This window comes from Paenibacillus graminis (assembly GCF_000758705.1).
GTDB lineage: Bacteria > Bacillota > Bacilli > Paenibacillales > Paenibacillaceae > Paenibacillus_AQ > Paenibacillus_AQ graminis.
Genome location: NZ_CP009287.1, coordinates 7,034,699 through 7,059,629 on the forward strand (window position 1 = coordinate 7,034,699; position 24,931 = coordinate 7,059,629).

Annotated in this window: 22 protein-coding genes and 1 riboswitch; of the genes, 4 read left to right on the top strand and 18 right to left on the bottom strand. The window is 48.2% G+C overall.

Annotated features, from left to right (window positions below):
• Window positions 1-52: 52 nt before the first annotated feature.
• The 13 genes from PGRAT_RS30465 to PGRAT_RS30525 form a co-directional block, all read right to left on the bottom strand.
• Complete coding sequence (locus tag PGRAT_RS30465; RefSeq protein WP_025705120.1) at window positions 53-1,093, bottom strand: C40 family peptidase; 1,041 nt, start codon at window positions 1,091-1,093, stop codon at window positions 53-55.
• Between the two features lie 132 nt (window positions 1,094-1,225).
• Complete coding sequence (locus PGRAT_RS30470; RefSeq protein ID WP_025705121.1) at window positions 1,226-2,608, bottom strand: amino acid permease; 1,383 nt, start codon at window positions 2,606-2,608, stop codon at window positions 1,226-1,228.
• A gap of 169 nt (window positions 2,609-2,777) precedes the next feature.
• A riboswitch (glycine riboswitch) is annotated at window positions 2,778-2,858 on the bottom strand.
• A 112-nt stretch (window positions 2,859-2,970) separates the two neighbouring features.
• Window positions 2,971-3,981, bottom strand: a complete 1,011-nt coding sequence (locus tag PGRAT_RS30475; RefSeq protein WP_025705122.1) for an AAA family ATPase — start codon at window positions 3,979-3,981, stop codon at window positions 2,971-2,973.
• Window positions 3,978-4,655 carry a nicotinamide riboside transporter PnuC gene (pnuC, locus tag PGRAT_RS30480; protein WP_238326782.1) on the bottom strand — a complete coding sequence of 226 codons (678 nt, stop codon included), beginning with the start codon at window positions 4,653-4,655 and terminating at the stop codon, window positions 3,978-3,980. Before pnuC ends, PGRAT_RS30475 begins: the two co-directional genes overlap by 4 nt.
• 157 nt (window positions 4,656-4,812) lie before the next feature.
• Window positions 4,813-5,709, bottom strand: a complete 897-nt coding sequence (locus tag PGRAT_RS30485) for a sensor histidine kinase (RefSeq protein WP_025705124.1) — start codon at window positions 5,707-5,709, stop codon at window positions 4,813-4,815.
• A gap of 23 nt (window positions 5,710-5,732) precedes the next feature.
• Window positions 5,733-6,494 carry an ABC transporter permease gene (locus PGRAT_RS30490; protein WP_025705125.1) on the bottom strand — a complete coding sequence of 254 codons (762 nt, stop codon included), beginning with the start codon at window positions 6,492-6,494 and terminating at the stop codon, window positions 5,733-5,735.
• Window positions 6,487-7,410 (bottom strand): ABC transporter ATP-binding protein, encoded by a 924-nt coding sequence (locus PGRAT_RS30495; protein ID WP_025705126.1) that lies wholly within the window; start codon window positions 7,408-7,410, stop codon window positions 6,487-6,489. The genes PGRAT_RS30490 and PGRAT_RS30495 overlap by 8 nt, the downstream gene beginning before the upstream one ends.
• Before the next feature lie 83 nt (window positions 7,411-7,493).
• The gene (locus PGRAT_RS30500) at window positions 7,494-8,186 is read right to left on the bottom strand and encodes a response regulator transcription factor (protein WP_025705127.1); all 693 of its coding nucleotides are present in this window, start codon (window positions 8,184-8,186) and stop codon (window positions 7,494-7,496) included.
• 234 nt (window positions 8,187-8,420) lie between these two features.
• A complete protein-coding gene (locus PGRAT_RS30505; protein ID WP_025705128.1) occupies window positions 8,421-9,824 on the bottom strand; it encodes a phytase in 1,404 nt (467 codons plus the stop codon).
• A 237-nt stretch (window positions 9,825-10,061) separates the two neighbouring features.
• Window positions 10,062-10,649, bottom strand: coding sequence for a YdeI/OmpD-associated family protein (locus tag PGRAT_RS30510; protein WP_337588164.1), 588 nt, complete (start codon window positions 10,647-10,649; stop codon window positions 10,062-10,064).
• Between the two features lie 108 nt (window positions 10,650-10,757).
• Window positions 10,758-12,221: a putative ABC transporter permease subunit gene (locus tag PGRAT_RS30515; RefSeq protein WP_244884045.1), complete on the bottom strand. Its 1,464-nt coding sequence runs from the start codon at window positions 12,219-12,221 to the stop codon at window positions 10,758-10,760.
• Between the two features lie 127 nt (window positions 12,222-12,348).
• The gene (locus PGRAT_RS30520) at window positions 12,349-13,062 is read right to left on the bottom strand and encodes an ABC transporter ATP-binding protein (RefSeq protein ID WP_025705131.1); all 714 of its coding nucleotides are present in this window, start codon (window positions 13,060-13,062) and stop codon (window positions 12,349-12,351) included.
• Between the two features lie 210 nt (window positions 13,063-13,272).
• Window positions 13,273-14,358, bottom strand: a complete 1,086-nt coding sequence (locus PGRAT_RS30525; protein WP_025705132.1) for a GntR family transcriptional regulator — start codon at window positions 14,356-14,358, stop codon at window positions 13,273-13,275.
• Between the two features lie 287 nt (window positions 14,359-14,645).
• On the opposite strand from PGRAT_RS30525, the gene PGRAT_RS30530 reads away from it, so the two are divergent.
• From PGRAT_RS30530 to araA, 3 genes are read left to right on the top strand one after another with little or no spacing between them, the layout of a single operon-like run.
• A complete protein-coding gene (locus tag PGRAT_RS30530; protein ID WP_025705133.1) occupies window positions 14,646-16,259 on the top strand; it encodes a xylulokinase in 1,614 nt (537 codons plus the stop codon).
• A gap of 1 nt (window position 16,260) precedes the next feature.
• Window positions 16,261-16,956: an L-ribulose-5-phosphate 4-epimerase gene (locus PGRAT_RS30535; RefSeq protein ID WP_025705134.1), complete on the top strand. Its 696-nt coding sequence runs from the start codon at window positions 16,261-16,263 to the stop codon at window positions 16,954-16,956.
• 54 nt (window positions 16,957-17,010) lie between these two features.
• Window positions 17,011-18,435, top strand: coding sequence for an L-arabinose isomerase (gene araA / locus PGRAT_RS30540; protein WP_042267695.1), 1,425 nt, complete (start codon window positions 17,011-17,013; stop codon window positions 18,433-18,435).
• Between the two features lie 169 nt (window positions 18,436-18,604).
• On the opposite strand, the gene PGRAT_RS30545 is transcribed toward araA, so the two are convergent.
• The 5 genes from PGRAT_RS30545 to PGRAT_RS30565 all read right to left on the bottom strand — a co-directional run bounded on the left by PGRAT_RS30545 (window position 18,605) and on the right by PGRAT_RS30565 (window position 23,626).
• On the bottom strand, window positions 18,605-19,333 hold the full coding sequence (locus PGRAT_RS30545) for a GntR family transcriptional regulator (protein ID WP_025705686.1): 729 nt from the start codon (window positions 19,331-19,333) through the stop codon (window positions 18,605-18,607).
• A 61-nt stretch (window positions 19,334-19,394) separates the two neighbouring features.
• The gene (frlD, locus tag PGRAT_RS30550; protein ID WP_025705687.1) at window positions 19,395-20,177 is read right to left on the bottom strand and encodes a fructoselysine 6-kinase; all 783 of its coding nucleotides are present in this window, start codon (window positions 20,175-20,177) and stop codon (window positions 19,395-19,397) included.
• A 95-nt stretch (window positions 20,178-20,272) separates the two neighbouring features.
• On the bottom strand, window positions 20,273-21,286 hold the full coding sequence (locus tag PGRAT_RS30555) for an SIS domain-containing protein (protein ID WP_025705688.1): 1,014 nt from the start codon (window positions 21,284-21,286) through the stop codon (window positions 20,273-20,275).
• A gap of 152 nt (window positions 21,287-21,438) precedes the next feature.
• On the bottom strand, window positions 21,439-22,782 hold the full coding sequence (locus PGRAT_RS30560; protein ID WP_025705689.1) for an amino acid permease: 1,344 nt from the start codon (window positions 22,780-22,782) through the stop codon (window positions 21,439-21,441).
• 16 nt (window positions 22,783-22,798) lie between these two features.
• On the bottom strand, window positions 22,799-23,626 hold the full coding sequence (locus PGRAT_RS30565; protein WP_025705690.1) for a TIM barrel protein: 828 nt from the start codon (window positions 23,624-23,626) through the stop codon (window positions 22,799-22,801).
• Window positions 23,627-23,942: 316 nt separating this feature from the next.
• Here PGRAT_RS30565 and PGRAT_RS30570 point away from each other — a divergent pair, with 316 nt between their 5' ends.
• A complete protein-coding gene (locus tag PGRAT_RS30570) occupies window positions 23,943-24,755 on the top strand; it encodes a class I SAM-dependent methyltransferase (RefSeq protein ID WP_025705691.1) in 813 nt (270 codons plus the stop codon).
• The last annotated feature ends 176 nt before the right edge of the window (window positions 24,756-24,931 follow it).

Here is a 24,931-nt window from a genome sequence, read left to right on the forward strand (position 1 = left end):
ATAACAATCACATTCTACCGTATCAAAGCTCTGAAGAACCTTGGGAGCTGTCCTATAAAATTCTGCGGGCGGTTACGAACCGCGTCCTCCACTGCCCGTCGAAGGCCTCCATATGCACGTTAAGTTTGGTGGAGTATGTATGCAGGATCTGATTATTCCCGGCGTATATCGCTACATGGCCGATGTCCAAACCGCGTGCGCTGAAGAACAACAGGTCACCCGGACGCAGCCCGTCCAGCCCGACCTCCTTGCCTTCCTTCGCCTGGTCAAAGGATACACGGGGGAGCTCGATGGACAAGGTATCCTCGAATACGCGCTTCACAAAGGAGGAGCAGTCGAAGGTTGCGGTCTGGTCAGGTGAAGCGCCAAATTCATACGGCGTGCCGAGGAAGGTCTTACCGTAAGCGATCAGAGCCTCCGCTTGCTTATCTGTAAGGGAGCCGCTGGTGTAATCGGTATATTTCGGTTTGGCTGAGATGTATCCCGTCCGGTTGTTCCCGGTCACCACCTTCAACCACAGGGCATCGACAACGCTCACCACATGTACCTTCGTACCTGCGGAGAGCAGTTCCGGACTTACGGGATCGCTCTTCGCATCCGGTAAGCTGCGGAGGTTGACTCCATGGAGAATCGAGGTTTCATAGATAATCCCGGAGGAGATTTGCACGGATTGGGTGCCGGGTACCCAGTCTACCTTATTGCCCAAGGCTTCACTGACGAAGCGCAGCGGGATCATTGCCGTGTTCTCGGCAATTTGGCCGGGAACCGCCAGACTTAGTGTCTGCCCGTTCAGCTCGGCAGTTCCCGCTCCCATCCGGTACGTAAGCGTGGTATCCGCCTTAATTGCGGTGACCGTTTTATCCGCGTTGTTCCAGGACAGCTTGGCCCCTTGCGCTTCAAATAATCCGCGCATCGGTACTAACACTGTACCGTTTAGATTCAGCGGCTGGACCCCGGATTGAATCCGCTGGCCGTCCAGGTAGACGGAGATCGCCCGGGCTTCGGCCTGCGGCCGGGCATCCGCATGGACAACGCCGGAGGAATAGAGTGAAAGGGTTAGCAGAGACAGAAGTGCAGCATTGCGCTTATCCATATATTCATCACCTTTTGTATAGATTTGTACCTATACAGTTGGACGAAGCAGAAGCGAAATGGTTTTGTGGTAAATGATGGCACCCTGACAACGTGGATTAACCCGAAAAAGCCACAGTAAAGGAATTCCCGGCTATCCTTCCATAGGTTCAAAACCTTGGATATTTGTTTTTTCCCTCTTTCTTCTATTCACCGTAAACAAAACAAACAATAGAATAAACCATAGCGGTGTCAGCAATAAGGCCGGACGCGTTTCTTCAGCAAACAGCATAATAATGAGGATTGCAGCAAACAACGCAAGGACGACATAATTAATAAAGGGTGTCAGCGGAGCTTTAAATTTTGATCCGGCCTGCAATTCGGGTTTGGTTTTCTTATACCGCAAATGACAGACTAGAATGACACCCCAGACCCAGATGAAACAAATGGCACTAATGGTTGTCACGATTCCAAAGGCAGTTTCCGGAATCAGCTTGCTCAAAAGAGCGCCAACGGATAAGACAAGCGTAGATATGAGCAAAGCGTTGCTTGGCACATGGTTTTTATTCAGCTTGGCAAAATGGGAGGGGGCCTGCTCATTTCTGCTCAAATTATATAGAATTCGGCTTGTGGAGAACATCCCGCTGTTGCAGGCAGACGCGGCTGAAGTTAATACGACAAAGTTAATAATGCCTGCGGCAATGGGAATCCCCACTAAACTGAATGTTTTTACAAAAGGGCTTTCTGCCGGATTAAGCTCCGTCCATGCGTTGATGGATAATAGGGCAATAATCGCACCCACGTAGAAAAATAGAATTCGCAAAGGAATTTTATTAATCGCCGACGGAATGCTTTTTTCCGGATTGGAAGTTTCCGCTGCCGATACCCCCACCAGTTCCACACCGACAAAGGCGAACACAACCATTTGAAAGGAAAGCAGGAAGCCTGAAATTCCGTTCGGGAATACTCCCCCATGTGTCCAAATATTACTGAGCGTCACTGTGCCGGCATCTGTTTTGAATCCAATCACCAGCAAAATGGCTCCGATGGCAATCAATGCGAGAATAGTCACTACCTTGATTAAGGCAAACCAAAATTCCAATTCGCCGAAATTTTTTACAGTTAATAAGTTGAGTCCTAATAAAATGATTAAACAGATGACGGCAGGGACCCATTGCGGGATATCAAACCAGTACTGGACATATACCCCAACAGCGATAATGTCAGCCATAGCCGTCATGATCCAACAAAACCAATAGGTCCATCCGGTTACAAACGCCGCCCGCGGCCCAAGATAGTCTTCGGCAATGTCTGTAAACGATTGATAACCTGCTTTAGACAACAGAAGTTCTCCCAATGCCCTCATCACAAAAAAAACGGCAATACCCACGATTAGATAAGCAAAGATGATGGATGGCCCTGCCAGCTGTATCGCTTTACCCGATCCTAAAAACAATCCGGTGCCGATGGTCCCGCCAATGGCAATGAGCTGAACATGCCGATTCTCTAAATCCCTCTTTAGTTCTTGTGGTGCCAACTGAAACTCCCCCTCTAAAATCTAAGTAATTTTTCCACGTGAAAAAACGAACAAGGAATGCTGACAATAAAAAAAGAGACTGGATGGGCTCCAATCTCTCAGGTCATAAGAATAATAAATAAAATACATAAGTGATTCTGACGGTGATCAGAACAACAAATGAATTATCCAGTACTCTTCTGTCCTTTTGCCTGAGATTATGAACCCTTCGGCGCCGGGGAATCCCCACGGTCTCTCCAGAAGCTGCTCCTGCTATAGTGTCATCCATAGCAATCATAGCTTTTAGCTTTTTAGTTTTTTGATGTCAACTTCGTGTAAATATTTTTCAATATTAATCATAGCCGGGCTTTTTGTCAATAACATTAATTACCGCGCTCGCCAAAATAATTAGTGTAGGGCTTGAACTTTGCCAACACGTCATCTACCTTGTGCATCCGTTCCTCCAGGCTTCCCCGGAGCGTAATATAGGGAATCCGCCGCTCCTTCAAGTCTGCAATGATTTGCTTATGGAAAATATGCCGCTTCTGATTCCCGCTGCGGTCCCATGTATCCTCGTAAGGAATATCATCGTCGCAGAGGAAAAAAAGGTCATACCGCTGCGCATTTTCCAAAGCGATCCGGGTTAAGCGTTCAGGCGCCCGGCCGTGGTAATCCAGGGCAAACATATAAGTCGTGATCGCGTTGGTATCGACAAAAAGGTATTTATTCGCTTGCAGTAAAGCCTGCTCTTCCCGCTCCATATGGCCTACAGCGATTTCATCGAACGCCTTGAGGCTGATTCTGCGGTCCACCTGATGCTCCGTCCAATAATCGCGCCCGTATTCGCCCGCATAGGTTGTGCGATACCGCTGGGCCAATGCTTCGGTAATTGTGGATTTGCCCGTCGACATCGCTCCCACAAAAACCACTTTTGTAATTAAGTCCCGATATACAATATCGCTCACATATGCCCGGTACTTGTAAGGATCGGAACGGACCATGGTCGCTGAAACCGGCACCCGCCCGCGGGCTTCATCCACCCGCCGGTCCACTGCGCCCAGAGCGATGCTCATATGCTTTCCGTAAAATTCGCTGGAGTAGAAATGCGTCACTTGCTCGCCGTTCAGCAGCCCCAGAATATATTGCTCTTCCCTTATCTCATGCTCCCGGTCGTCCGAATACCCATCCGGCCCATCCCAGGCTTCGATCACCCGAACCGCCGGGTAGAGCTTGCGAATCCAGTTCGCCCGGACATGCAGCGGGATCGTTGTCACCGTCGTCTCATAGATCACCACAATCAGTTCATCGACCTCTTGCAGCGCCGTCTCGATCATGAACTGATGCCCTTTATGCAGCGGGGCGAACTTCCCGAGTGTTAAGCCAAGTGTCTTCATGCGGACACCTCCCTAGCTCCCTTGTTCCAATTGTAGTAGCCGTATACAGCGTTAACCAGATATGCGCTCCACATGACAATCATCAGCAGGCCTTCCCCGCTCCCCTCCAGCATTCGAATGACCCACAGCAGCACCGTGAACATATTGAGGACGATATAGACCAGCCATTGTTCCTTGAATCTCCGAACCATCAAAAGTGTAGCCACAACGGATAACACCGTCGTAATGGCATCAATATACGGCGAGTTCTGCCCCGGTATGAACGATAACCCAAATCCCAGCAGCAGGCAGCCCGCTATGCAGATTGCCCCCACTAGAAGCAGGCCCTTGAGCTCCAGCTGACGCATGGACAGCTTACCGTTATTACTGTTATTTTTCCACATGTAGAAGCCGACGACATTCATAGGAACAAAGAATAGCAGATTCAGCATAACCTCTCCAAATAAACCGTTGACGTAGGCCAAATATGCATAACCAACAGTATTGTACATACCAAACACATAACTCATCAGGTTGCCCTTCGCCGCTAGCACCACGCACAGCACCCCGGTGATAAAGACCGTAAATCCGAATAAGGAATCCTTAGAAATCACCGTGAACCCCACAGCAATTGAGGTAAACAACACCAGCCACGCCAATTCAAACAGGTTCCAACCGCCCCACGATTTATTCACTTGCATCCCCTCTGCTTTCATCCGATTTGTGTATCATAAAATCATCCATATCTTACTTCCTTATTGATAATAACATATTGTTAATATCATTGAAAGCAAAAATGCTCATTTTATGAATCGGATGATGCATAGGAGAGGCTTAAGCTGGTATTGTACCTCACAGCTTCCAACGGCAGGTCATTGTTAAGCTGCCTTCGTGCAGCTCCGCTGTCAGCGTGCCGTTCATCTTATCCATGAGACTTTTGGCGATGGAAAGACCAAGTCCCGATCCTTGGGCAGACCGGGTCCGGTCGACCGTATAGAAGCGGTCGAATAGCAGCCTCACATCGATGTCGGATAATTCCTTCGCTTCGTTCACGATCCTCAATTCGGCTGTCTTCTCCCGTTGCCCGAAGCAGATTTCCACATGACCGGCCGCATGCTTGACAGTATTGATAAGCAAATTCTCAACAACCCTCCGCACGGCTGATTCGTCGGCATATACAGTCACCGCTTCCTTCGTCAGCCGGATGTCCGGCGTAATATTCCGTTCGTTGAACCGGTCGTAGAAACCAACCAGAATGTCTGACAGGAGGACAGTCATTCCGATCCGCTCGGTCTTAAGCTGATAATCCGGAGATTCGATTAAGGACAGCTCGAAGAAATCGTTCAATAGCGCTTGCAGCCGTTTCGTGCGGTTTTTAACGATTGTGAGGTATTCGTGCTTTTCCTCGGGCGTAATAGGCTCTGCTTCCAGCAGTTGAATATAGCCGAAGATGGAGGTCAGCGGAGTACGGATATCATGTGAAATGTTCGCAATCGCCTGCCGCAGCTCATTTTCGGTTCGTCTTCTGCGGGCCTCTGCGCCGACTACAAGATCGGACTGGCGGTTAATTTCACCCGCAAGCGCTTCGAGCCGCCGGTCGAATAGAGTCACGTCTATTTTTTTACCGGTTGTCCCCTTATTATAATGGCGCAGTTGCGCCGTCATCCGCCCCAGCTCCCGCCTCATCAGCAGCAGGTGGGCAAACAGAAGGGCCGCCACCGTAACCGATATGATCGTTATGATCAGCAAGCCTCTTCCGCCCCTCTCAACTTTTATTTTATTTCCTTTCTGCGGAACACTAGAATCCCGAGCAGCCCGGCTGCGACAATCGTCAGCAACGGCACAAGCAGGAGCGCCGGCAGATCGCCGCTGCCGATACTGGGCTTGCTAATATCGCCCATCAGCTTGAATATGGAATAATCATACACTGTAGTAAAGAAAGGGATGTACTTACCCAAGCCACCTAAAATTGTATCAATCATCAGGAAGAAAATCATCGAGAAGCCGATCGTCTTGCCGCTTTCGGTGAACACGGCAGTGAACAGCGCCCCAATCGCCGCGTAGCCTGCAGTGTACAGCAGTGTCAGTCCGAGGGCCCGCGGTATGAAGAACGCGTCTACCCCTTCCGGCAGATGGCCGAAACCTGAAAGCAGGGAAACTTCGGTCGTGCTTACGACCGGGAATACCAGGGAGATCACCATGGCTCCAACCGAGAAACCGATCAGCTTGGCGGTGAACAGCCGCCCTCTGTCGTTGCCCGACGATGCGATCGTCTTCATGACACCCGTTGCATATTCACTCGCGATGAAGAATCCGGCCAGCGCCGCTACGCCGAATTTGATCACATAGCCATTGCTTGCCATAAATTTAAGCAGAAATTCGGCTCCTGTGAACTGCGGATCTCCACTCGACTTATTGTCAAAATAGTAAAGCAGCGGATAGGCCAATGAAAGAACGGCGGTTACGAGCAGCAGCACCCGGAAGGATCTGTCCTTACGCAGCTTGAACAGCTCGGATCTGATCAGATTATACATGCCCGGCACCTCCGATCCGCTTCATGAAATAGCTCTCCAGGTCTTCACCCATCGGCATAAACTGCTCAATTTCCAGGCCTGCGGAGAAAAGCGCCGTCGATACTTTGCCCGGCTGTTCCGTGTGACCATACAGCTTGATGGCCCCATCCGGCATCACTTCGAAATCGTTGGTGCGGAGCTCGTTCTGAATAACCGTTGCCGCCTTGTCCGGATTATCCGCTTTGATATACACGTACTGCTGGCATTTATCGTTCAATTCCTGAGCAGTAAGCTGCTCCAGCAGCCTGCCGTGATGAATGATGCCGTAATGGCTGGCCAGCAAATGCAGTTCGCTCAGAATGTGGCTGGAGATCAGAATCGTTATCCCTCGTTCGTGGTTGAGCTGCTTGAGCAGCTCGCGCATTTCGATGACGCTCATCGGATCGAGCCCATTGGTTGGCTCGTCCAGAATTAGAAATTCCGGATCGCTTAGCATGGCGATGGCCAGACCCAGCCGCTGCTTCATGCCAAGCGAGAAATTCTTCACTTTCTTCCTGCCTGTTCCCTGTAGTCCTACCAATTCCAGCATCCTTGCAACACAGTCTTTGCCGGGGATACCCCGAAGGAGCCGGTTCACCTCCAGATTCTCGGCAGCGGTCATGTGGGGGAACAACGAGGGACTCTCGATAATCAGCCCCATCCGCTTGCGGGCCTGGGTCAACGCCCGCTCACCGCCGGCACCGAACAGCTCGATACTTCCGCCGGACGGAAAAGCAAGTCCGGTAACAATGCGCATCAGCGTCGATTTCCCGGCTCCGTTCTGCCCGATAAAGCCATATATGGAGCCTTTGCGGATTGACAAATTCACTTTATCGAGCGCTGCGCTGCCTTTGAACTTCTTAGACAATTGATTCGTTTGCAATACATATTCGCTCATTGCCGTCTTGGCCTCCCTTATGTGATAGACCAAGTATAGAAACGAAAACTTAAGCGGGGCTAAAGCCAATTCTTAAGAATGTCTTAAGGCTTCAGCCGGTAGCCCATGCCCCATACCGTCTCGATAAATTCGCTGCCGGGCGCAGCCTTCGCCAGCTTGCTCCGCAAATTGCTCATATGGACGTTGACCGTATTGTCGTCTCCGTAGTATGGCTCATCCCATACGCTTTCGTATAGATTGGCTTTTGTGAATACCTTTTTCGGTGCCGATAGAAGCAATGCGGCAATCTCGTACTCCCGGGCGGTCAGTGCAACCTCTGTCCCCTCTGCCGTCACCGTCTTGGAATCAGGGTCGAGCATCAGTCCCTTATGCTGCAGTACGGCCGGCACAGCCGGCGGAGCAATCTGCGCATACCGGCGCAGATGGGAATCGATGCGCGCCGATACCTCCTCAATGTCGAAAGGCTTCGTAATAAAGTCATCCGCACCTCCGCGCAGCGCCGACACCTTGGTCTGCTGCTCACCTTTGGCCGAAATGATGATGACTGGCATACCGCCCCGCACGCGGATCCATTTAAGCAGCTCCTCGCCCGTCATTCCCGGCAGCATCAGATCAAGCAGCACCATGCTCCATGGCCGCTGCTCCAGATAAAGCAGTGCCTCCGTTCCGGAGAAGGCAGGCTGTGGCACGTAACCGCTTTTTCTTATAATGCTGCACAGCAGCCGGCTGATGTCACTGTCGTCCTCGGCCACGAGAATATTAATTGAATTATTCATCTAATCTCCTTGTACGATCTGTAATCAGCTTTCAATCCTACGTTCATCAGCATATATGATAGACTATTTTTGCCTTTGATTCCATAATAGCCTTGCTGGGCCCGCTTCTCGATGGCTGATTCCTTACTGAATAAATCAAAGCAGCCCCCATGACCCCTGAAATGCGGGGTTGGAGGCTGCTTGTGAGAAAAATGCTCTTTGCCATATAGCTTGGACTTCAGCTGCTAAGAACTATCACTTTGCACTGCGGTCCACAAGTTCACGAGGATTAACCTTGTTGTCCATCAGAAGCGGAGTCTTTGCACCTTTTGCAATTTGATCCCAGGCTACCACTTTAAAGTTTTGGTTAAGCTCTTTGCCATTGTTGATGTTGGAATCATCCTGTGCGATGAAAATGCCATAAGGGAACTGTTCGCCCAGTCCGAACCCGAGTACATCGATACCGTCGGTTACCGAGGTGCCATCGGTCAATGGGCCATCGGCGATTTTGAAGCTGGTAAGGTAGGCGTTATTGCCTTCACGGTCATATATCGCATAGCTGTCGCTGCCTTGGCTGGAGGCGATTAAGTAACCATGGCCGCCGGCGCCATAATAGAGAGTCAACCCTTCAATATCATCCTGCAGCCGGCGTCCATCCGCAATATCAACAGTGGACAGAGGTTTGGTGCCGCCGTCAGGCTCCGCATCATATTTGTAGATCGCGTAGTCCTCTTCTGCAATGTACATCTTGCCATATTCATCATCGGCTACCATGCCTTCGGATTGCGTAGCCAGCTTAAACTCGCGAACGAGCTTGCCTGAAACTTTGCCATTTCCATTATCGGCCAGCTCATATTGCTCAAATTCGCCCTCTTTGCCCAGCACCAATGCGTAATATTTATCTGATTTCAAGCTGTGATAAAAGCTGAATCCGTATACCTCTTCCATCTTCGCTTTAATGGGTTGTGCTGCGATGTCCGTCAACTTCCCGGTTGCCCCATCCATGGCAAAAATATCAATCGTGTTCGTAGAACGGTTCGTCGCGCCAACAATATCTACTTTTTTACCGCCAAGCTGAAAATCATAACGAATATCGATATTATTCATCTTTCCCACTTTATAATTTTGAAGCTCTTTACCGTTCAAATCATAGACAAGGACGCCCCCGCCTTTATTTGTAGCAATGATTTTGGAGTTCGCCGGGTTCGCAGAATCGAGCCAGATGGCCGGGTCATCGGCTGCATCCTCGCCATCTTCAACAGCTGCCGTCTCAACCTGGGCGGTTACCGGATAAGGGGTGATGATATCAGCGGAATTGGTGAACTTTGCATTTTCCGCAAGAATAGCTTGAAGCAGCTTGGAAGGAATGTACATCTTGCCACCGACTAATTTGACCTCCGTTGCAAGCTCGCCGGCTTTACCCGCAAGACGATATTCCTTCTCGCCGGTTGTGAACGTGCCTGCGAATCCGTTCTTCAGCTTGACCAGTGCCGACTTATCGTCGCTATCCCAAGTGATTGTTGCTCCGATCTCTTCCATATGCTTGCGCAGAGGTTCATATCCATTTAGGCCTGAGGCTGGCGCTGCGTTTGTTGTTGCGGCAGGGAGTAGAGCACCTGCAAGGAGCAGCGTAGATAGTACAGTTTCCCATGTTTTCATTGAGTTCAATGTTCCCCTCTATTGTTTATAATTGCTTAACTATAGAAGATGAGTGTAAAAGAAGTATTAACGGACAACTGCGCCTTTGTAAAATTCACGCTGTAAATTCAAGACTGAACCCTAAATAATAAACAAGCTGATGTTTCATCTTCATGATAGGTATATTCAATCCCATATTGAAAAATCCCAAGTTTTCCTCCTTAAAAGTAACTTTTTGTAAATGGAGGGCTAGCCTGGTTACGGCTTATCTCTCCGGTACATATCGACGCTTTTATATCCCTCGCCTAGAATCTTTTTCATTTCTGCCCGCCGTTTTGCTCTAGTCTCCTCTTGTACGGCACTGTAAACATACCGGGCCCAATCCTTCCGGTAACCGGGAGTCAGGGATTGGTACAAAGCCAACGCCTCCGGACTATCCTGCAACTCTTTTTCCACGGCAGGGATCATAGAGGTATAATCGTCCACACGCTGACTCGGCTTGGAGGACGTATCCTTTTTCTTTCGTGCCTCCTCTTTAAAACCGACAACGGTAAACACATCGTTTAAGCCCACCATACGCGCAAATTTCAGGCTGCTCGATCCAATATAGCCGTCCTCACCGGCCCCTACTCCTTCAAAAAGGCTGTCTCTATGGATATAGGTGGAATAAACCTTATTCCCCTTTTTGGGATAAGCTGCGTACAAATAGCCGCCTTTATTTAAATAGTTATGATCAATCACTTGATTGACGAGATCCTGCAGCGACTTCATATTGAGCACATAGGCAAAAATGAGATCATACTGGCTGTCTGTTAATTCGGTAACATGATCTCCTAACCCCGACAAACTATGTTCATCCTCTGGTCTGTACAATACAGCAACCCTTTTGAATTTGTGTAAATTTAATTTTTCTACAATAGTTTTAGCCATGTGCGGGACCCTCCGTTAGATGTGTCACAGCTTCTGAACCAACTGCTCCCCTTTTGTCTGTATATATCTGAACATTGCTATGCATACCGCTATCATAATCATTCCAACACCTGACATCATGAGTTTGCCATTCACATGGGGCAGAAGAAGGGATGTCCCCAATGGAAATAATAGACTAATGATCCCTGTGAACATAGATACGAGGATAGCCGCACTCTGTTTGACCACCGCAACTTCACTTGTCCACTCCAGGTTAGGCAATTTCAAATTAATAATAACGCCCATCATCGCTGAATAACAAGCATATATCGAAGGGATAACAAGCAATAATAAGCTTTCGGTCCACCCCATACGCAGCGATATCATAAGCAGTACACCACTCACAACCACAATCGGCAGTGTAATGGTGAGGTTCACGGCAACTTTGCTAAGCAATATGCTTTGTTTCGATACGGGTGAGCTTTGCAGGATCCACAAATGTTTACCTTCAAGGGAAATGGCGCTTGACGTTGTACAGCTCAAAGTTACAAATAAGGAAACTATGATTGGAGCCAGCGTACTCAGATAGCGGGAGAATTGTGGGATTTCGATCCGTTCCCCCAGCTTCTCCGGGCTGACAAACAATAAGGCAATCGACATCACCAGTAATAGGATCATGCCCATACTAGTATTCAGCACATAAATAGAAGAGCTAAAATACCGGCGCAACTCCTTCTTATACAGTGCACGAAATGGAGATGAGGCTTCCAACGGCTTCATTATATATTTACCGCTTGCATGGGAGGTCGTTAACCCTGTATGAATAGCTTTATATCTTGTGCCAAGTACAGTGGCAAATATCATAAATGAAAGTACCGATAGCGCGATAAATAATAACAATGAGCTCATCCGGTACGAACAAACAGCATCTACATACACGGCTGCAAGGGGATACAGTTTAAATACCATTTCTGCCAGCCCAGTCCCCATATCAGCAAGCGCCTGCCCGTTTTCATTCATCCCAAATGAACCAACCATCAGTGCAATCATTACGGCAAAGGTTAAGACCAGGCTGATTATCCGGCTCGCTTTAAACCGGGAAGAGATCCAGCTAATGCATGAGCCAATAATCGTTGCAGCAATAATCGGCAGTAATTGAATAAAGAAGAGTGTTATTAGAAAAAACAGATAAAATAACGCCCCGGGATTCACTTTTATAGCATAGACCATACCTGCTGGCAGCATTACCATGACCGAAAAAAACAAATTCAGCACATAGAGCTGAAGCATACGGCTTGCGACAACATGACTCGTCTTGATAGGCAGCGACATCACCAAATCGTAGTCTCTGTAGCTGAATAATACACCGCTCGCCTTATAGACCGTTGTGAAGAACCCTACAAGTGAAGTAACAGCCATCATTATGGCCAGCAGCAGGTCCATCCGGCCCATTTGTTCAAGGGCCAGCGCCATCATAAAACTGTATCCAAAGGAAGCCGCTGCTATCATGAGCACACCTGCCAGAATACCGATGCTCAGCAGAAGCGATTTGCGTCTTTCCTTTACATCTTTGGTATGCAGCGCTTTATTCAAGCCAAAGGAAGAGAGTAACTGGATCTTTGTTAATCTCCAAATATTAATCATTATCTATCAGCTCCAGAAATACATCTTCCAGGCTATTCTTGCCCTTTACTTCTTCCGTCTTGCCATGGGCTATCAATTGTCCCCCCTTGATGATCGCTATCTTATTGCAGAGCTTCTCTGCCACATCCAGTACATGGGTTGAAAAGAAAATGGCACTGCCGTTGCTGCACAGTTCTACCATGATAGTCTTTAACATGTGAGCTGCCTTTGGATCAAGGCCAACAAAGGGTTCATCTAACACTAACAACTTTGGTGTATGAATGAGAGCAGAGATTATGGCAAGTTTCTGCTTCATACCATGAGAATAGGATGAGATCATATCCCCTAAATTCGCCGTAATCTGAAAAGCATCGCTGTATTTTTTAATGAGCCGCTCACGGTCCGCCTTGGATACGCCAAAGAGATCACCAATAAAATTCAAGTACTGTATCCCGGTAAGATGGTCGTACAGATCCGGGTTATCAGGAATATACGCAGTATTCGCTTTGCAGGCCACCGGATCTTTCTTAATGGAGATGCCGTCAATTGCAATATCCCCTTCCTCAAAATCAAGCACACCAACTACTGCCCGGATGGTCGTTGTTTTGCCTGCACCGTTATGGCCGATAAAGCCATAAATATCGCCTCGCTCGACCACTAAATTCAAGTCATCTACCGCCTTTTTACCTCCCTTGTAGCTCTTGGTAAAATGTGTGATTGTAAGCATTCCCTTCACCTCTTCTTTGGTGTATGCGGTTTTCGAAGAGCGTATATCTCCGTCTTATACGCCTTTTTCAACAGAATATTTATAATACGTATAGCCCATGCTAATCGTTCATTTGTCTGCGAGAATATCCCACACGCAAACAAGCGGACACCTTGTAGGTGTCCGCCCCATTGCCAGAGCACTGCCGGATATTCCCCCCGAGTCTCCAGTCTAATCCAGCGCCCTTACCGTCTCCCCTTCAATCAATACAGGCTGGTAGTAGGTGCTGTTTCGCAGATCCTTCTTTCCTTGCAGCTTCTTAATGACCCATTCTGCGGCGTCGCGTCCCATTTGTTCCTGGGGGTGTGTCAAAGTCGTCAGTTTAATGCTGGCGTTCTTGGCAATGTAAGAATTGTCCTGGCCAATAATGGATAAGTCCCCCGGAACAGAGATGTCCAGTTGTCTGCATACATTTACAGCTTCCAGGCCTACCTCGTCGTTATAGCAGACAATTGCCGTCAACACATCTCTATTTTCGCTTAGGAATTTCTTTAGGCTGGCGGGCAACGCCTGCTTCGTCTCAGTATCGAAGGAGAGCACCTGCTCGGGATGAAACCGCAATTTGGCTTCTCCAAGCGCTTTGATGTAGCCTTTCATGCGGTATTTTCCTTGTAAATCATCCATTTTGGCAATGATGCCGATTTGGGTATGTCCTTTGGAGATCAGCTCTTTGGTTGCCAGATAACTGGACTGGACGTCATCGAGACAAAAGAAGGGCACCTCCAATTCTTCATAATAGGCATTAATCATGATGAAGGGAACATCCTGTTCCTTAAAGGACAGGTAGTATGCGATATTGGGATTGTACAGATTGCTTTTCGTAGGTTCAATAATCAGACCCTCTACACCGAAGGACAGCATCATTTCCAGCGCTTTCTTTTCCTGGGCGACGTCATTGTTGGTACTGGCTAACAAAAGCGAATAATTATCCTCATTTAACCGGCCCTCAATCCCGCGGATGATGGAAGGAAAGATGTAGTCCGAGATGTAGGTTGTGATCACACCGATGGTTTTAGTATTGGAGCTGCCGCCGGATTTGGAACGGAACTGGTTGCTGACATACGTGCCGGAGCCTTTCTCACTTCTGAGAAAACCCTCGTTGGACAGTTCTAGAATCGCCTTCCGGACCGTCTGCCGGCTAACGTTGTACATATCCTGCAATGCGGATTCGGTGGGGATTTGTTCGCCTACATTATACGCTCCTGATAGAATATTGCTTTTTATATCATCAAAAATAACCTGATATTTGGTTTTCACGTTACTCACTTCTTTCATGATTGTTCAAATGCAATGGGTCCATCTCAATTAGTTGTACGTACATATTATAGCATGAATATTAGCTTATTATAATCTATAGTCCGCATGTGTAAACAGTATAAACTTCCAAAAGCGAAAACAAAACAAATTAACGTAATATTTGTAGGTATATCTTATATACAACATTGACAAATGTACGAACAAAAAATATACTAAGTCTGTTAAAGGAAGCGCCTTCTTTCTATTGTGATATTATAACCGTTTGGTCAGAGAGGAGTAACGTGAGCATGGATCAGAACATCAAGCAAGCGATACTCAAGGGAGAAACCTCACTTGGTATCGAATTTGGGTCCACACGTATCAAGGCAGTGCTGATTGATTATCGTTTTGAGACAATCGCCTCCGGAAGCTATGAGTGGGAAAATCTATTGGTGGACGGCTATTGGACGTACCATTTGGCAGACATTATCAAGGGGCTGCAAACCGCCTACAGCGAAATGAAGCTGGAAGTTGAGCAGAAATATGGAGTTACTCTTACAACAACCGGTTCTCTGGGATTTTCGGCAATGATGCACGGGTATATGGTTTTTGACGGCACGGGGGAGCTGCTTGTTCCGTTCCGGACCTGGCGCAATGCAACCACTGGTGCTGCCGCAAAAGAATTGACGGATACCTTTAAGTTCAACATTCCTGAACGCTGGAGTATTGCTCATTTATATCAAGCTATATTGAACGGGGAACGACACGTGCCCCAAGCCCGGTTTATAACGACCTTGGCCGGTTACATTCACTGGCTGCTGACCGGCAGCAAGGCCATTGGCATAGGGGATGCCTCGGGTATGTTCCCGATTGATGAAGCCGCGCAAGATTATAACGCCCCGATGGTCCAGCAGTTTGATGAGCTTGTTGCCGCCAAAGGTTATCCGTGGAAGCTGCGGGACCTTCTTCCCAAGGTCTGCCGTGCAGGGGAGCAGTCAGGTGTCTTAACCGAAGCCGGTGTGAAGATACTGGATCCGTCCGGTGATCTGCAGCCGGGCATTCCGCTCTGTCCTCCGGAAGGCGACGCCGGTACAGGCATGGTGGCAACGAACAGTGTCAGAAAACGGACCGGCAATATTTCCGTAGGCACCTCGGTTTTTGCGATGATTGTCCTGGAAAAGGATCTTTCAACCGTATATCCGGAAATTGATATGGTAACCACTCCGGACGGCAGTCCCGTGGGGATGGTCCATGCCAATAACTGCTCAAGCGATATCAATGCATGGCTGGGTCTGTTCCGCGAGTTCTATGAGGCGATGGGACAAAAGTCGGACCCGAACCAACTATTCAGTGTGATGTTCAATAAAGCGCTGGAAGCGGACTCCGATGGCGGGGGCTTGCTGAGCTACGGGTATTTCTCCGGTGAGAATATCACTGGAATCGAGAAGGGCCGGCCGCTGTTTGTCCGCTCTCCTGAGAGCCGGTTCAATCTGGCTAATTTCATGCGGACGCATCTGTATTCCGCTTTTGCCGCGTTGAAGATCGGAATGGACATTCTGACCAAGAAAGAAAATGTCGCTATCGACAGTATCCTGGCTCACGGCGGACTGTTTAAAACCCCGATGGTTGGGCAGAGAATGGTTGCGGCCGCACTGAACGTCCCGGTTTCTGTCATGGCAACAGCCGGAGAAGGCGGAGCATGGGGAATGGCGATTCTGGCTGCTTACATGACTAACAAAGGTCAGCAGGAACCTCTGGATGACTTCCTTGAAGACAAAGTATTTAAGGATGCCGAAGGACAAGAGATTCATCCGGACAGCTCGGATGTTGCAGGTTTTGAACTGTTCATGGAACGCTACAGCAAGGGTCTTGCCATTGAGCAGGCTGCTGTAGATCATCTGGTAGAGAACTGGAGGGAGTAATATGTTAGAGTATCTGAAAGAAGAGGTATTCCAGGCCAATCTGGACCTGCCTAAACACGGGCTTGTCAAATATACGTGGGGCAATGTAAGCGCGGTTGACCGTGCAAGCCGCCTGTTCGTAATCAAACCGAGCGGCGTTCATTATGACACAATGAAGCCCGGCGATATGGTGGTTGTGGATTTTGACGGCAATGTGGTTGAAGGCGATCTCAGACCTTCCTCTGATACGCCAACCCATGCCGTACTGTACAAGCATTATGCAGAGATTGGCGGCATCGTGCATACGCACTCGACATGGGCGACAGTCTGGGCTCAGGCTGGTCTTGATGTTCCTGTCATGGGGACTACGCATGCCGATACCTTCTATGGCTCCGTACCTTGTGCCCGCTTCCTGACCCAGGAGGAGATTGACCGCGGCTATGAAGCGGAAACGGGACGTGTCATCATCGAAACCTTTGAGCAGCGGGGTCTGGACATTATGGCGGTTCCCGGTGTCTTGCTTAAGGGCCATGCTCCGTTTACCTGGGGCAAGGATGCCCATTCCGCAGTGATGAACAGTGTTGTGCTGGAGGAAGTCTCCAAGATGAACCTGTTTGCCAGGGAACTCAATCATTTTGCCGAAGAGCTGCCGCAGCGGATTCTGGATAAACACTACCTGCGGAAGCATGGTAAAGACGCTTACTACGGTCAGAAGTAGTTGAAATACATTGGACTTCCGAAATCATCATAATAAGAGAAGAGGATGAGCATTATGTCAACAGTAAGCGCCAAGCAATTCTGGTTTGTTGTAGGATCGCAGCATCTGTATGGAGAAGAAGCGTTGGGAGAAGTTAAGGCTCATGCGCAGGCGATGACCGATGCGCTCAATCACAGCGGTGTTCTGCCTTATCCGCTTGTACTGCAGGACCTGGCCGTCAGCGCGGACAAAATCACTTCTATCATGAAAGAAGTCAACTATCGTGACGAGGTTGCCGGCGTCATCACTTGGATGCACACCTTCTCCCCGGCAAAAATGTGGATTCGCGGAACGAAACTGTTGCAGAAGCCATTGCTTCATTTGGCAACCCAATACAATGAGAGCATTCCTTGGGCTACCATTGATATGGATTTCATGAACCTTAACCAGGCTGCCCATGGCGACCGCGAATACGGCTTCATCAATGCCCGTCTGAACAAGCAAAACAAAGTGGTAGTAGGCTACTGGGAGCGCGCCGAAGTGCAGAAGCAAATCGCAGCATGGATGGACGTTGCGGTTGCTTACAACGAGAGCTTCAGCATCAAGGTTGCCCGCTTTGGCGACAACATGCGCAACGTCGGTGTTACCGAAGGCGATAAGGTCGAAGCCCAGATTCAATTCGGCTGGACCGTTGATTACTATGGTATCGGCGACCTTGTGGAGTATGTGAAGGCTGTGAAGGAAGAAGAAATTGATGTGCTGTTCGCAGAATACGCAGAGCTGTATGACTTCGAGTATGGTTCGTACAGCAAGGATGCATGGGAAGCCAGCGTCAAAGTACAGGCCAGCTATGAAATCGCCCTGAAACGCTTCCTGGATAAGGGCGGCTATAACGCCTTCACTTCGAACTTCGAAGACCTGCACGGCATGAAGCAGCTTCCGGGTCTTGCGGTTCAGCGCCTAATGGCACAAGGCTACGGCTTCGCCGGCGAAGGGGACTGGAAGACGGCGGCCCTGGACCGCCTGCTGAAAGTGATGAGCCATAACCAGAATACCGGCTTCATGGAAGATTACACTTACGAAATGGCAGCAGGCCAGGAAGCTATTCTGCAATCCCACATGCTTGAAGTTGATCCTTGTCTGGCCAGCAACAGGCCGAAGGTCGTTGTATCGCCGCTGGGCATTGGCGACCGTGAAGATCCGGCCCGGCTCGTATTTGACGGCAAAGCAGGAGAAGGCGTTGTTGTATCCATGGCCGACTTCGGCACGCACTATAAGCTGCTAATCAACGAAGTGGAAGCCTTCGAACCGACGGTGCCGGCTCCGAAGCTTCCGGTAGCCCGTGTGTTGTGGAAGGTGAAGCCGAACTTCCAGGATGGGGTCAAAGCCTGGATTGAGAACGGCGGCGGCCACCACACCGTTGTGTCCCTGAATCTGACAACCGACCAGATCGTTACTTATGCCAAGCTGGTTGGTCTGGAATATGTCGTTATCAAATAATTAGAGAAGCGGCAGTTACATTTAAGGAGCGAATAGGCACTTGCTTATTCGCTCCTTTTTGTGCCCGGGTGCATCCGGACATGGAAATGCAATACTTTTATCAATTATACGGTCTTAACGTCACAGCGCTGAAATAAACCCTCCTGCGAGCCATGCCGGTGAGCATGACCTATTTTGCCCGGTGGACCGTCAGATTGACCCGATTGGTCTCACACATAAATGTGGAAAGATGAACCGGCTCATCATTTGCGTCAAAAGCAATTTTTAATATCCGGAACAAGTTCGCCCCGATATCACATTCAAGAAATTTTGCATAATCTTTGGTCGCACCGATGACGTCAATGATCTTGTCATTGCTCACGATCTCGGTATGGTAATCCTCCGACAGAATCTTGTAAGTCGATTCTTTCATTGCGATCTTCTTTTCCAAATCCGGAAACCGGGTAAGTGAATAATGGGCAATATCATAGAAAAGCGGGCGGTCATCTACATACATCAACCGTTCAAGCTCCAACACGGGGCTGCCTTCTTCAATAAGAAGATGCCCTGCCACCTCTTCAGACGCCGGGATGACTTCGCTTCGTAGTATCCGTGAGTTCGGAATCATGCCCAGCTGGTGGCTGAACTCTGAGAATCCGCTTACGGATAACAGTTCATTATGAAATTTATTGGAGGTCACAAAGGTGCCTCTACGGGGAATTCGCGTCAGGGTTCCTTCCCGCACGAGCTCCTCAATCGCTTTCCTTATGGTAATTCGGCTTACACTATAAGTATCACAGAGCTCTGCTTCCGTTGGAATCTGTTCATCCGGTTTGTATCGTCCGTTCTGGATATCGTTCTTCAACATTTGCCTGATCTGCATATACAGCGGCTGGGGGGTTGAAGGATTTAAGCTCATGGCAAATTCATCCTTATTCATCAATGTATAATATGTATTATACATTGATGGTCACCTCCAGTCACCATGCGCCGAAATAACCTATCGTCTTTGCAGCTCTGTTTGCCCCAAGCTCTAGGCAGTTTTCGATAGAAAGCCCTTTCAACCGGCCGTAAATGAACCCGGCAATGAAGGAATCCCCAGCTCCCATCGTATCCACGACGTTCACCTTACCCACGCCGTGCGGAAAGAATTGTTCCCCGTCGTAAGCAAGCGAACCGTTCTCTCCCAAGGTAGCCACGGCAAGCTGCGCTCCTCTTTGCTTGACCTCTACCAGGAGCTGGCGGATATAGTCATCATCCTGAGTGTACGAAAAGAATGGATAGTCTACATAGGGCGTTAACGTCTGTACCCGCTCATCTTTCAACTGATCCGAGAAGTCAAAGGAAGTGATCAAGCCCTTTTCCCTAAAGAGAGAAAAGTACGGATCGGCATGGCCCCATATCCCCGAGTGGACAAGCTGATAATCTCCAGCAAAATCGAGCTCTTCTGCTGTAAGGAAAAACTGTGCCATAACTCCCTCTTCGTAATCCCCGAACTTCCGGTCATTCTCTACCATCTCCACGTGGGTTACCGCCGTTTTTCCGTCCTTTTGTGAAATCCGGGAAGTATCCACGCCCTTGTCCTGAATAGCCTGGATCATGATCTCCCCATAAATATCGGTGCCCACCCAGCCTAGATAGGCCGTCTTTGCACCCATTTCAGCTAAATAGACGGCCACATTCACCGGATTGCCTCCAGGATAGGCTTTGCCGCTTGTTTGATAGACATCCATGCAGTTATCCCCGACTGTAATGATTCTCATCTTGCTCCCGCCTTCCCTGCTATTAAAGAATGAGCACTACGAAGTAGTGCTCAAATCAAATGCATCGATATAGAATGAACTAAAGACTTCGTATCTTAATATTCCATTTGGCGGTAGTATCTTCTAAGGGTTAACGGATGATTTCTCTCACGCTCCAGGTAGGCGCTGATACGGCTTAGAACAGACCAGTTGATACTTACAGCAAAATGCTTTCTGAACTCCTCGCTGATGCCTTCCATGGCAAAGTCTTTGGTATCAATAAGGGTCAGCTTCTTCGTAATCTTCTCGGCAAATCTCTCTACCCGGTCCATCAGCGGTCTTGTCTCATCTTCGCCTTTCAACAGAATAACACTGGTATCTTCAACCACAAGCTCAAGCGTACCATGGAAGAATTCCGCCGCATGAATGGACTTCGCATGAATCCATTGCATTTCTTCCAGGATACACATCGCGTAGGAGTACGTATTCCCCCACAGGTTGCCGGAGCCAACCATCATGTGATAGTCCGTATCTTTATGTTCTTTTGCAAAAGCTTCTGCTTTAGGGTCAAAGGTCTTGACTGCGTCCAGAATCGCACGCGGCAATAAGGCAACTTCCTTCGTGAACTGCTCATACTGAGGGAACTCATTGTTGTTATACATGAACCGGAACACAACCATGTACAGGAGCATGAAGAATGTATCGAAGGAATGTTTCTCCGAGCCGGTTGTGATGCAGTGATCTACAATTTTGGTTAATGGAGTATCCCTTTCTGCCACAAGTGCAATCGTAGTCGCTCCCCGTTCCTTACAGAACCCGGCTGCCGCAACGGTCTCCTGCGTGGTTCCCGACACAGATGTAAAAATACATACGGAATCCTTACTGAAATGTCTGTTGTTCATTACCATAAATTCAGCAGCAATCTCGGCATGCACATCAATGGTCGAGCTTGATTTCAGAATATACTCATAGGGATACATCATCGCAATTGTGCCACCCGCACCAATCAGAAAAATATTGCTGTACCCTTTCTTGGCAATCCCGTCTACAATCTCTTCAATTTGTCCTCTAAAGCCCAGGCCCTCTTGTTCCACAAGCTTAAGGAATAACTGTTCGTCAAAATTCAACATTTACATTGCCTCCCTATACTGGAGCGGTTACTCTCCAATATCATCCAATTTTATTTGTTATATAAAGTAGTATAACTAGACAGTACAATTTAAACAACTTTTTTGTAAATCGAAGCAGCGGGTCAGAGCCGGCTCCCTTCATTTCATCCGGGCTAAGCGACTATATTACTGTCATGACCGCTTTTGGATCCATACTTCTTCTCCCAATAGTAATACACAGGCAGGCCCGTTCCGATGACTATCGCCGCGGCAATCATGCCCTGCACTGGAGCCCACGTAAAGGTTCCCCAAGCCAGCCATCCTGCCCCAAGGATAGCCAGAATAGTGGTTACTTTCCACATTGGCATGCGGTAAATCGGGTTATAATCCTCTCTCTTACGGCATTTATAGACCGCGGCAAAGTCCAGAATGTTAATGACCAGCTGAATCAGCGTGAAATAACCTAGCAGTTCGGTTAAATTGCTGAAGAACACCAGAATACAAGCCAACGTAACCTGAGCAATGATCGAGAAGCTTGGTGTTTCGAATTTGGGATGAACTTTGGCAAACCGCTGAAAGAACAGCCCATCCCGCGCCATGACATATTCCAGACGCGGCTGAAACATAATGCAAGAGCTCAAGGAACCCAGAATAACAATAATCGCGGTGACGGCCACAAAGGATGAGGCCATGCCGGATAATCCGGGAATATACTTGATGGCGTCGGACACAGCGGAGCTGGAGCCCATCAGTTTATCGAACGGCATTAGGCCGGTGACACATACTGCAAGCAGCGTATATAGACCCAATACAATCAGTACCGAACTAATTAATGCGCGAGGGAGAACTTTCCCTGGATTTTTGAATTCTCCAGCCATAAAACAAATGGCGGCCATTCCCGTGTAAGCCCACGTCGTAGCAGATACGCCACCAATTAAGCTTGAACTTGCCGCTCCTGCGGCGGGCGTGTAAACAAAGTTGTCAAAGTTCATGTACATGAGGCCCAGCACAATGACAATCAGGAAAGGGATGATTTTGACAGCCGTAATAATGACTTGAAAACTGCCGCCTGCCTTGACACTCCGGTAATGGATGGACGTGATGATCAGAATGATCGCTACTCCTAGCAGTTTACCGGCAATTCCAGCGAAGAAAGGAAAGAAGCTCGCCAGGTATGCAACAATAGCCAGAGCCATAATTGAAATGGACGGAGGATCGAGTGCCCAGAAGGTTGCCCATCCGTATAGAAAGGCCAACGGCCTCCAACCTGCTTTATTCAAGTATACGTAACCGCTTCCATTTTGCGGATAGGCAGTCGACAATTCGGCCAGCACCATGACCTGGGGAATCGCAATAACTCCACCAATAATCCAGGCTAGAATTGAGATTGAGGGGATACCTGCAGCTTTTGCGACATCGCCGGAAGAGACGAAGATTCCGGAGCCTACCGTAGTTCCAACAGCGATGGCCAGGGCCGACCAAAAACCCAGTTTTCGTGTAAGTGAGCCATTACTCATAACGAGTTCCTCCAAATCAAGGTGATAAGACTTCCATTCCCCTTATTTTCCTGACTGATGCCCTAAGTGCTTCCTGCGGATTCTGATAATAATTAGATCCCATAATCTCCAGTGTACAAGCTCCCTCATAATTATGGCTCTGAAGACCGGTTAGATATTCCCGCCAATTCAACACCCCATCATCTAGAGCCAGATGCGCATCAGATGAGCCGTCACCGTCGATCAGGTGAAAATGAACGATCTCCGGAAGAAGGGAGAAATAATCTTCGGGTGTCTCGCCAGCGAGCTGCATCGCTACGGTGTCGATCATCCCTTTTAATGACGGAGAACGGACCTCCTCCAGCATCCTCTTGATTCCCTTAGCATCGGTAATTAGATTCGATTCAAATCGGGTCAGAGGCTCCAACGCTAAGGTCACCCCTTCCTCCTCAGCCACCCGAGATATCTGGTAGATGGAGTCGCCGGCATATTTCCATGATTCCAATGGCGATACAGCGAAGTCTCCTATTCCTGAAGTTACAAGCATCATATCGGTCTCCAGCTCCAGGGCCGCGTACAGATTATCAATGAAGTAATCGATACTCTTCTGCCGCAGCCGGGAGTCGGAAGCGGCAATATTGAAGGGATAGACACACTGCTCCGGCGTATAACAGACGACCTTCATGTCTCGGGATTTCAGCTGCCGCCTAATGTGCCTCAAGTTGCCAAGAACATTCCGGTAGACGTATAAATGAGGCTCGCCCGCCCACAGCTCGATGTGCTCAAGCCCAAGCTCGGCCACTTGATCCAGGAAGTACTCAAAAGGAAAATGCCTGTACGTAATATTCATTCCCGCAATCTTCATTTGCTTCACCCCCTTTCATGTAAGCGCTTTTAATTGTTATGTCTTGTATTATAACTAAGGGTTACAAAAAATTCAATGCCTTTTTGAAAATAAAAAAAAGCTCCGATAGGAGCAAAAAAAAAGCAAGCCACAACGAGTAAATTTGCTCGTCTGGCCTGCTTTTGTTGTCTGTTTAAGGGTGGATTTGTTCATAGAGGAATGGTAAATTATCCTATGTTATGTACCTCGGAGTGTTCGTGTCCGGTATATGTTATTGGGATAACGCGCAAGTTGGAATTTATACGTTTAGGCTCATACTATTTGGGAGGGTGTATGCATGGACAAAAATTCTGTTTATAGAACAAATATTATAGGCGCTGGCGAGGTTGGGGTCGCCCGCTCGGTCGACATGAATAAGAATGTTATTCATACAACAAACAGCTTATTTTGGGATACAAAAGGAAATGATGTTTTAGGAGCAACCGCTCTTCCTTTGTATGGAGCATTTGTCTCAGAAGAAAAATGCCAGCTTTTTGGCGATGTTTCAGGAAAAAAGATGCTGGAGATCGGCTGTGGAAGCGGTCAATCATTGCAATATCTGGGGGAACGGAAAGCATCTGAACTATGGGGTGTGGATATATCGGAAAACCAAATCGAAAAAACAAGGCAATATTTGACGGCGTCCGGTCTTTCAGCAAATTTAATCTGTTCTCCCATGGAAGAAAAATGTGGCATCCCAGAGGATTATTTTGACTTTGTTTATTCGATTTATGCGATAGGCTGGACAACCGACCTTGAGGGTACTTTTTGCCAGATTGCTTCTTACCTAAAAAAAGACGGCGCATTTATTTTCAGCTGGTCCCACCCTATACATAAATGTGTCGTTGCAGAAAATAATATGCTTATATTTAAAAAATGTTATTTCGATGAATCCTGGTATTCGGTATCTCTTGATGAAAGTACACTAACCTTATCGGACCGTAAACTATCAACCTATGTGAACGCACTCTCAAAAGCGGGATTTGTCATTGAGCAAATGATGGAGCAATCTGATGATGAAATTATGCAATCACGGGACGATAACAGTGATTTTGCCAAAAAAGCAAAGATGCTTCCTGTAACTTTTGTAATTAAGGCAAGAAAACTATAAGGGTGCAGTGAGGAGCCAATTTCCATGAACGATCCACCCTATATCATTAAGCCAATTATGGGTAAAACCATAAAGCGATACGTATCAAGCAAGTCGTTATACCGCAGCAAAGACATCCATAGAGCGGTTTGAGGCACCTGGACACGGACGAGTCTTAGGTGAAGTGACGCAAAAAC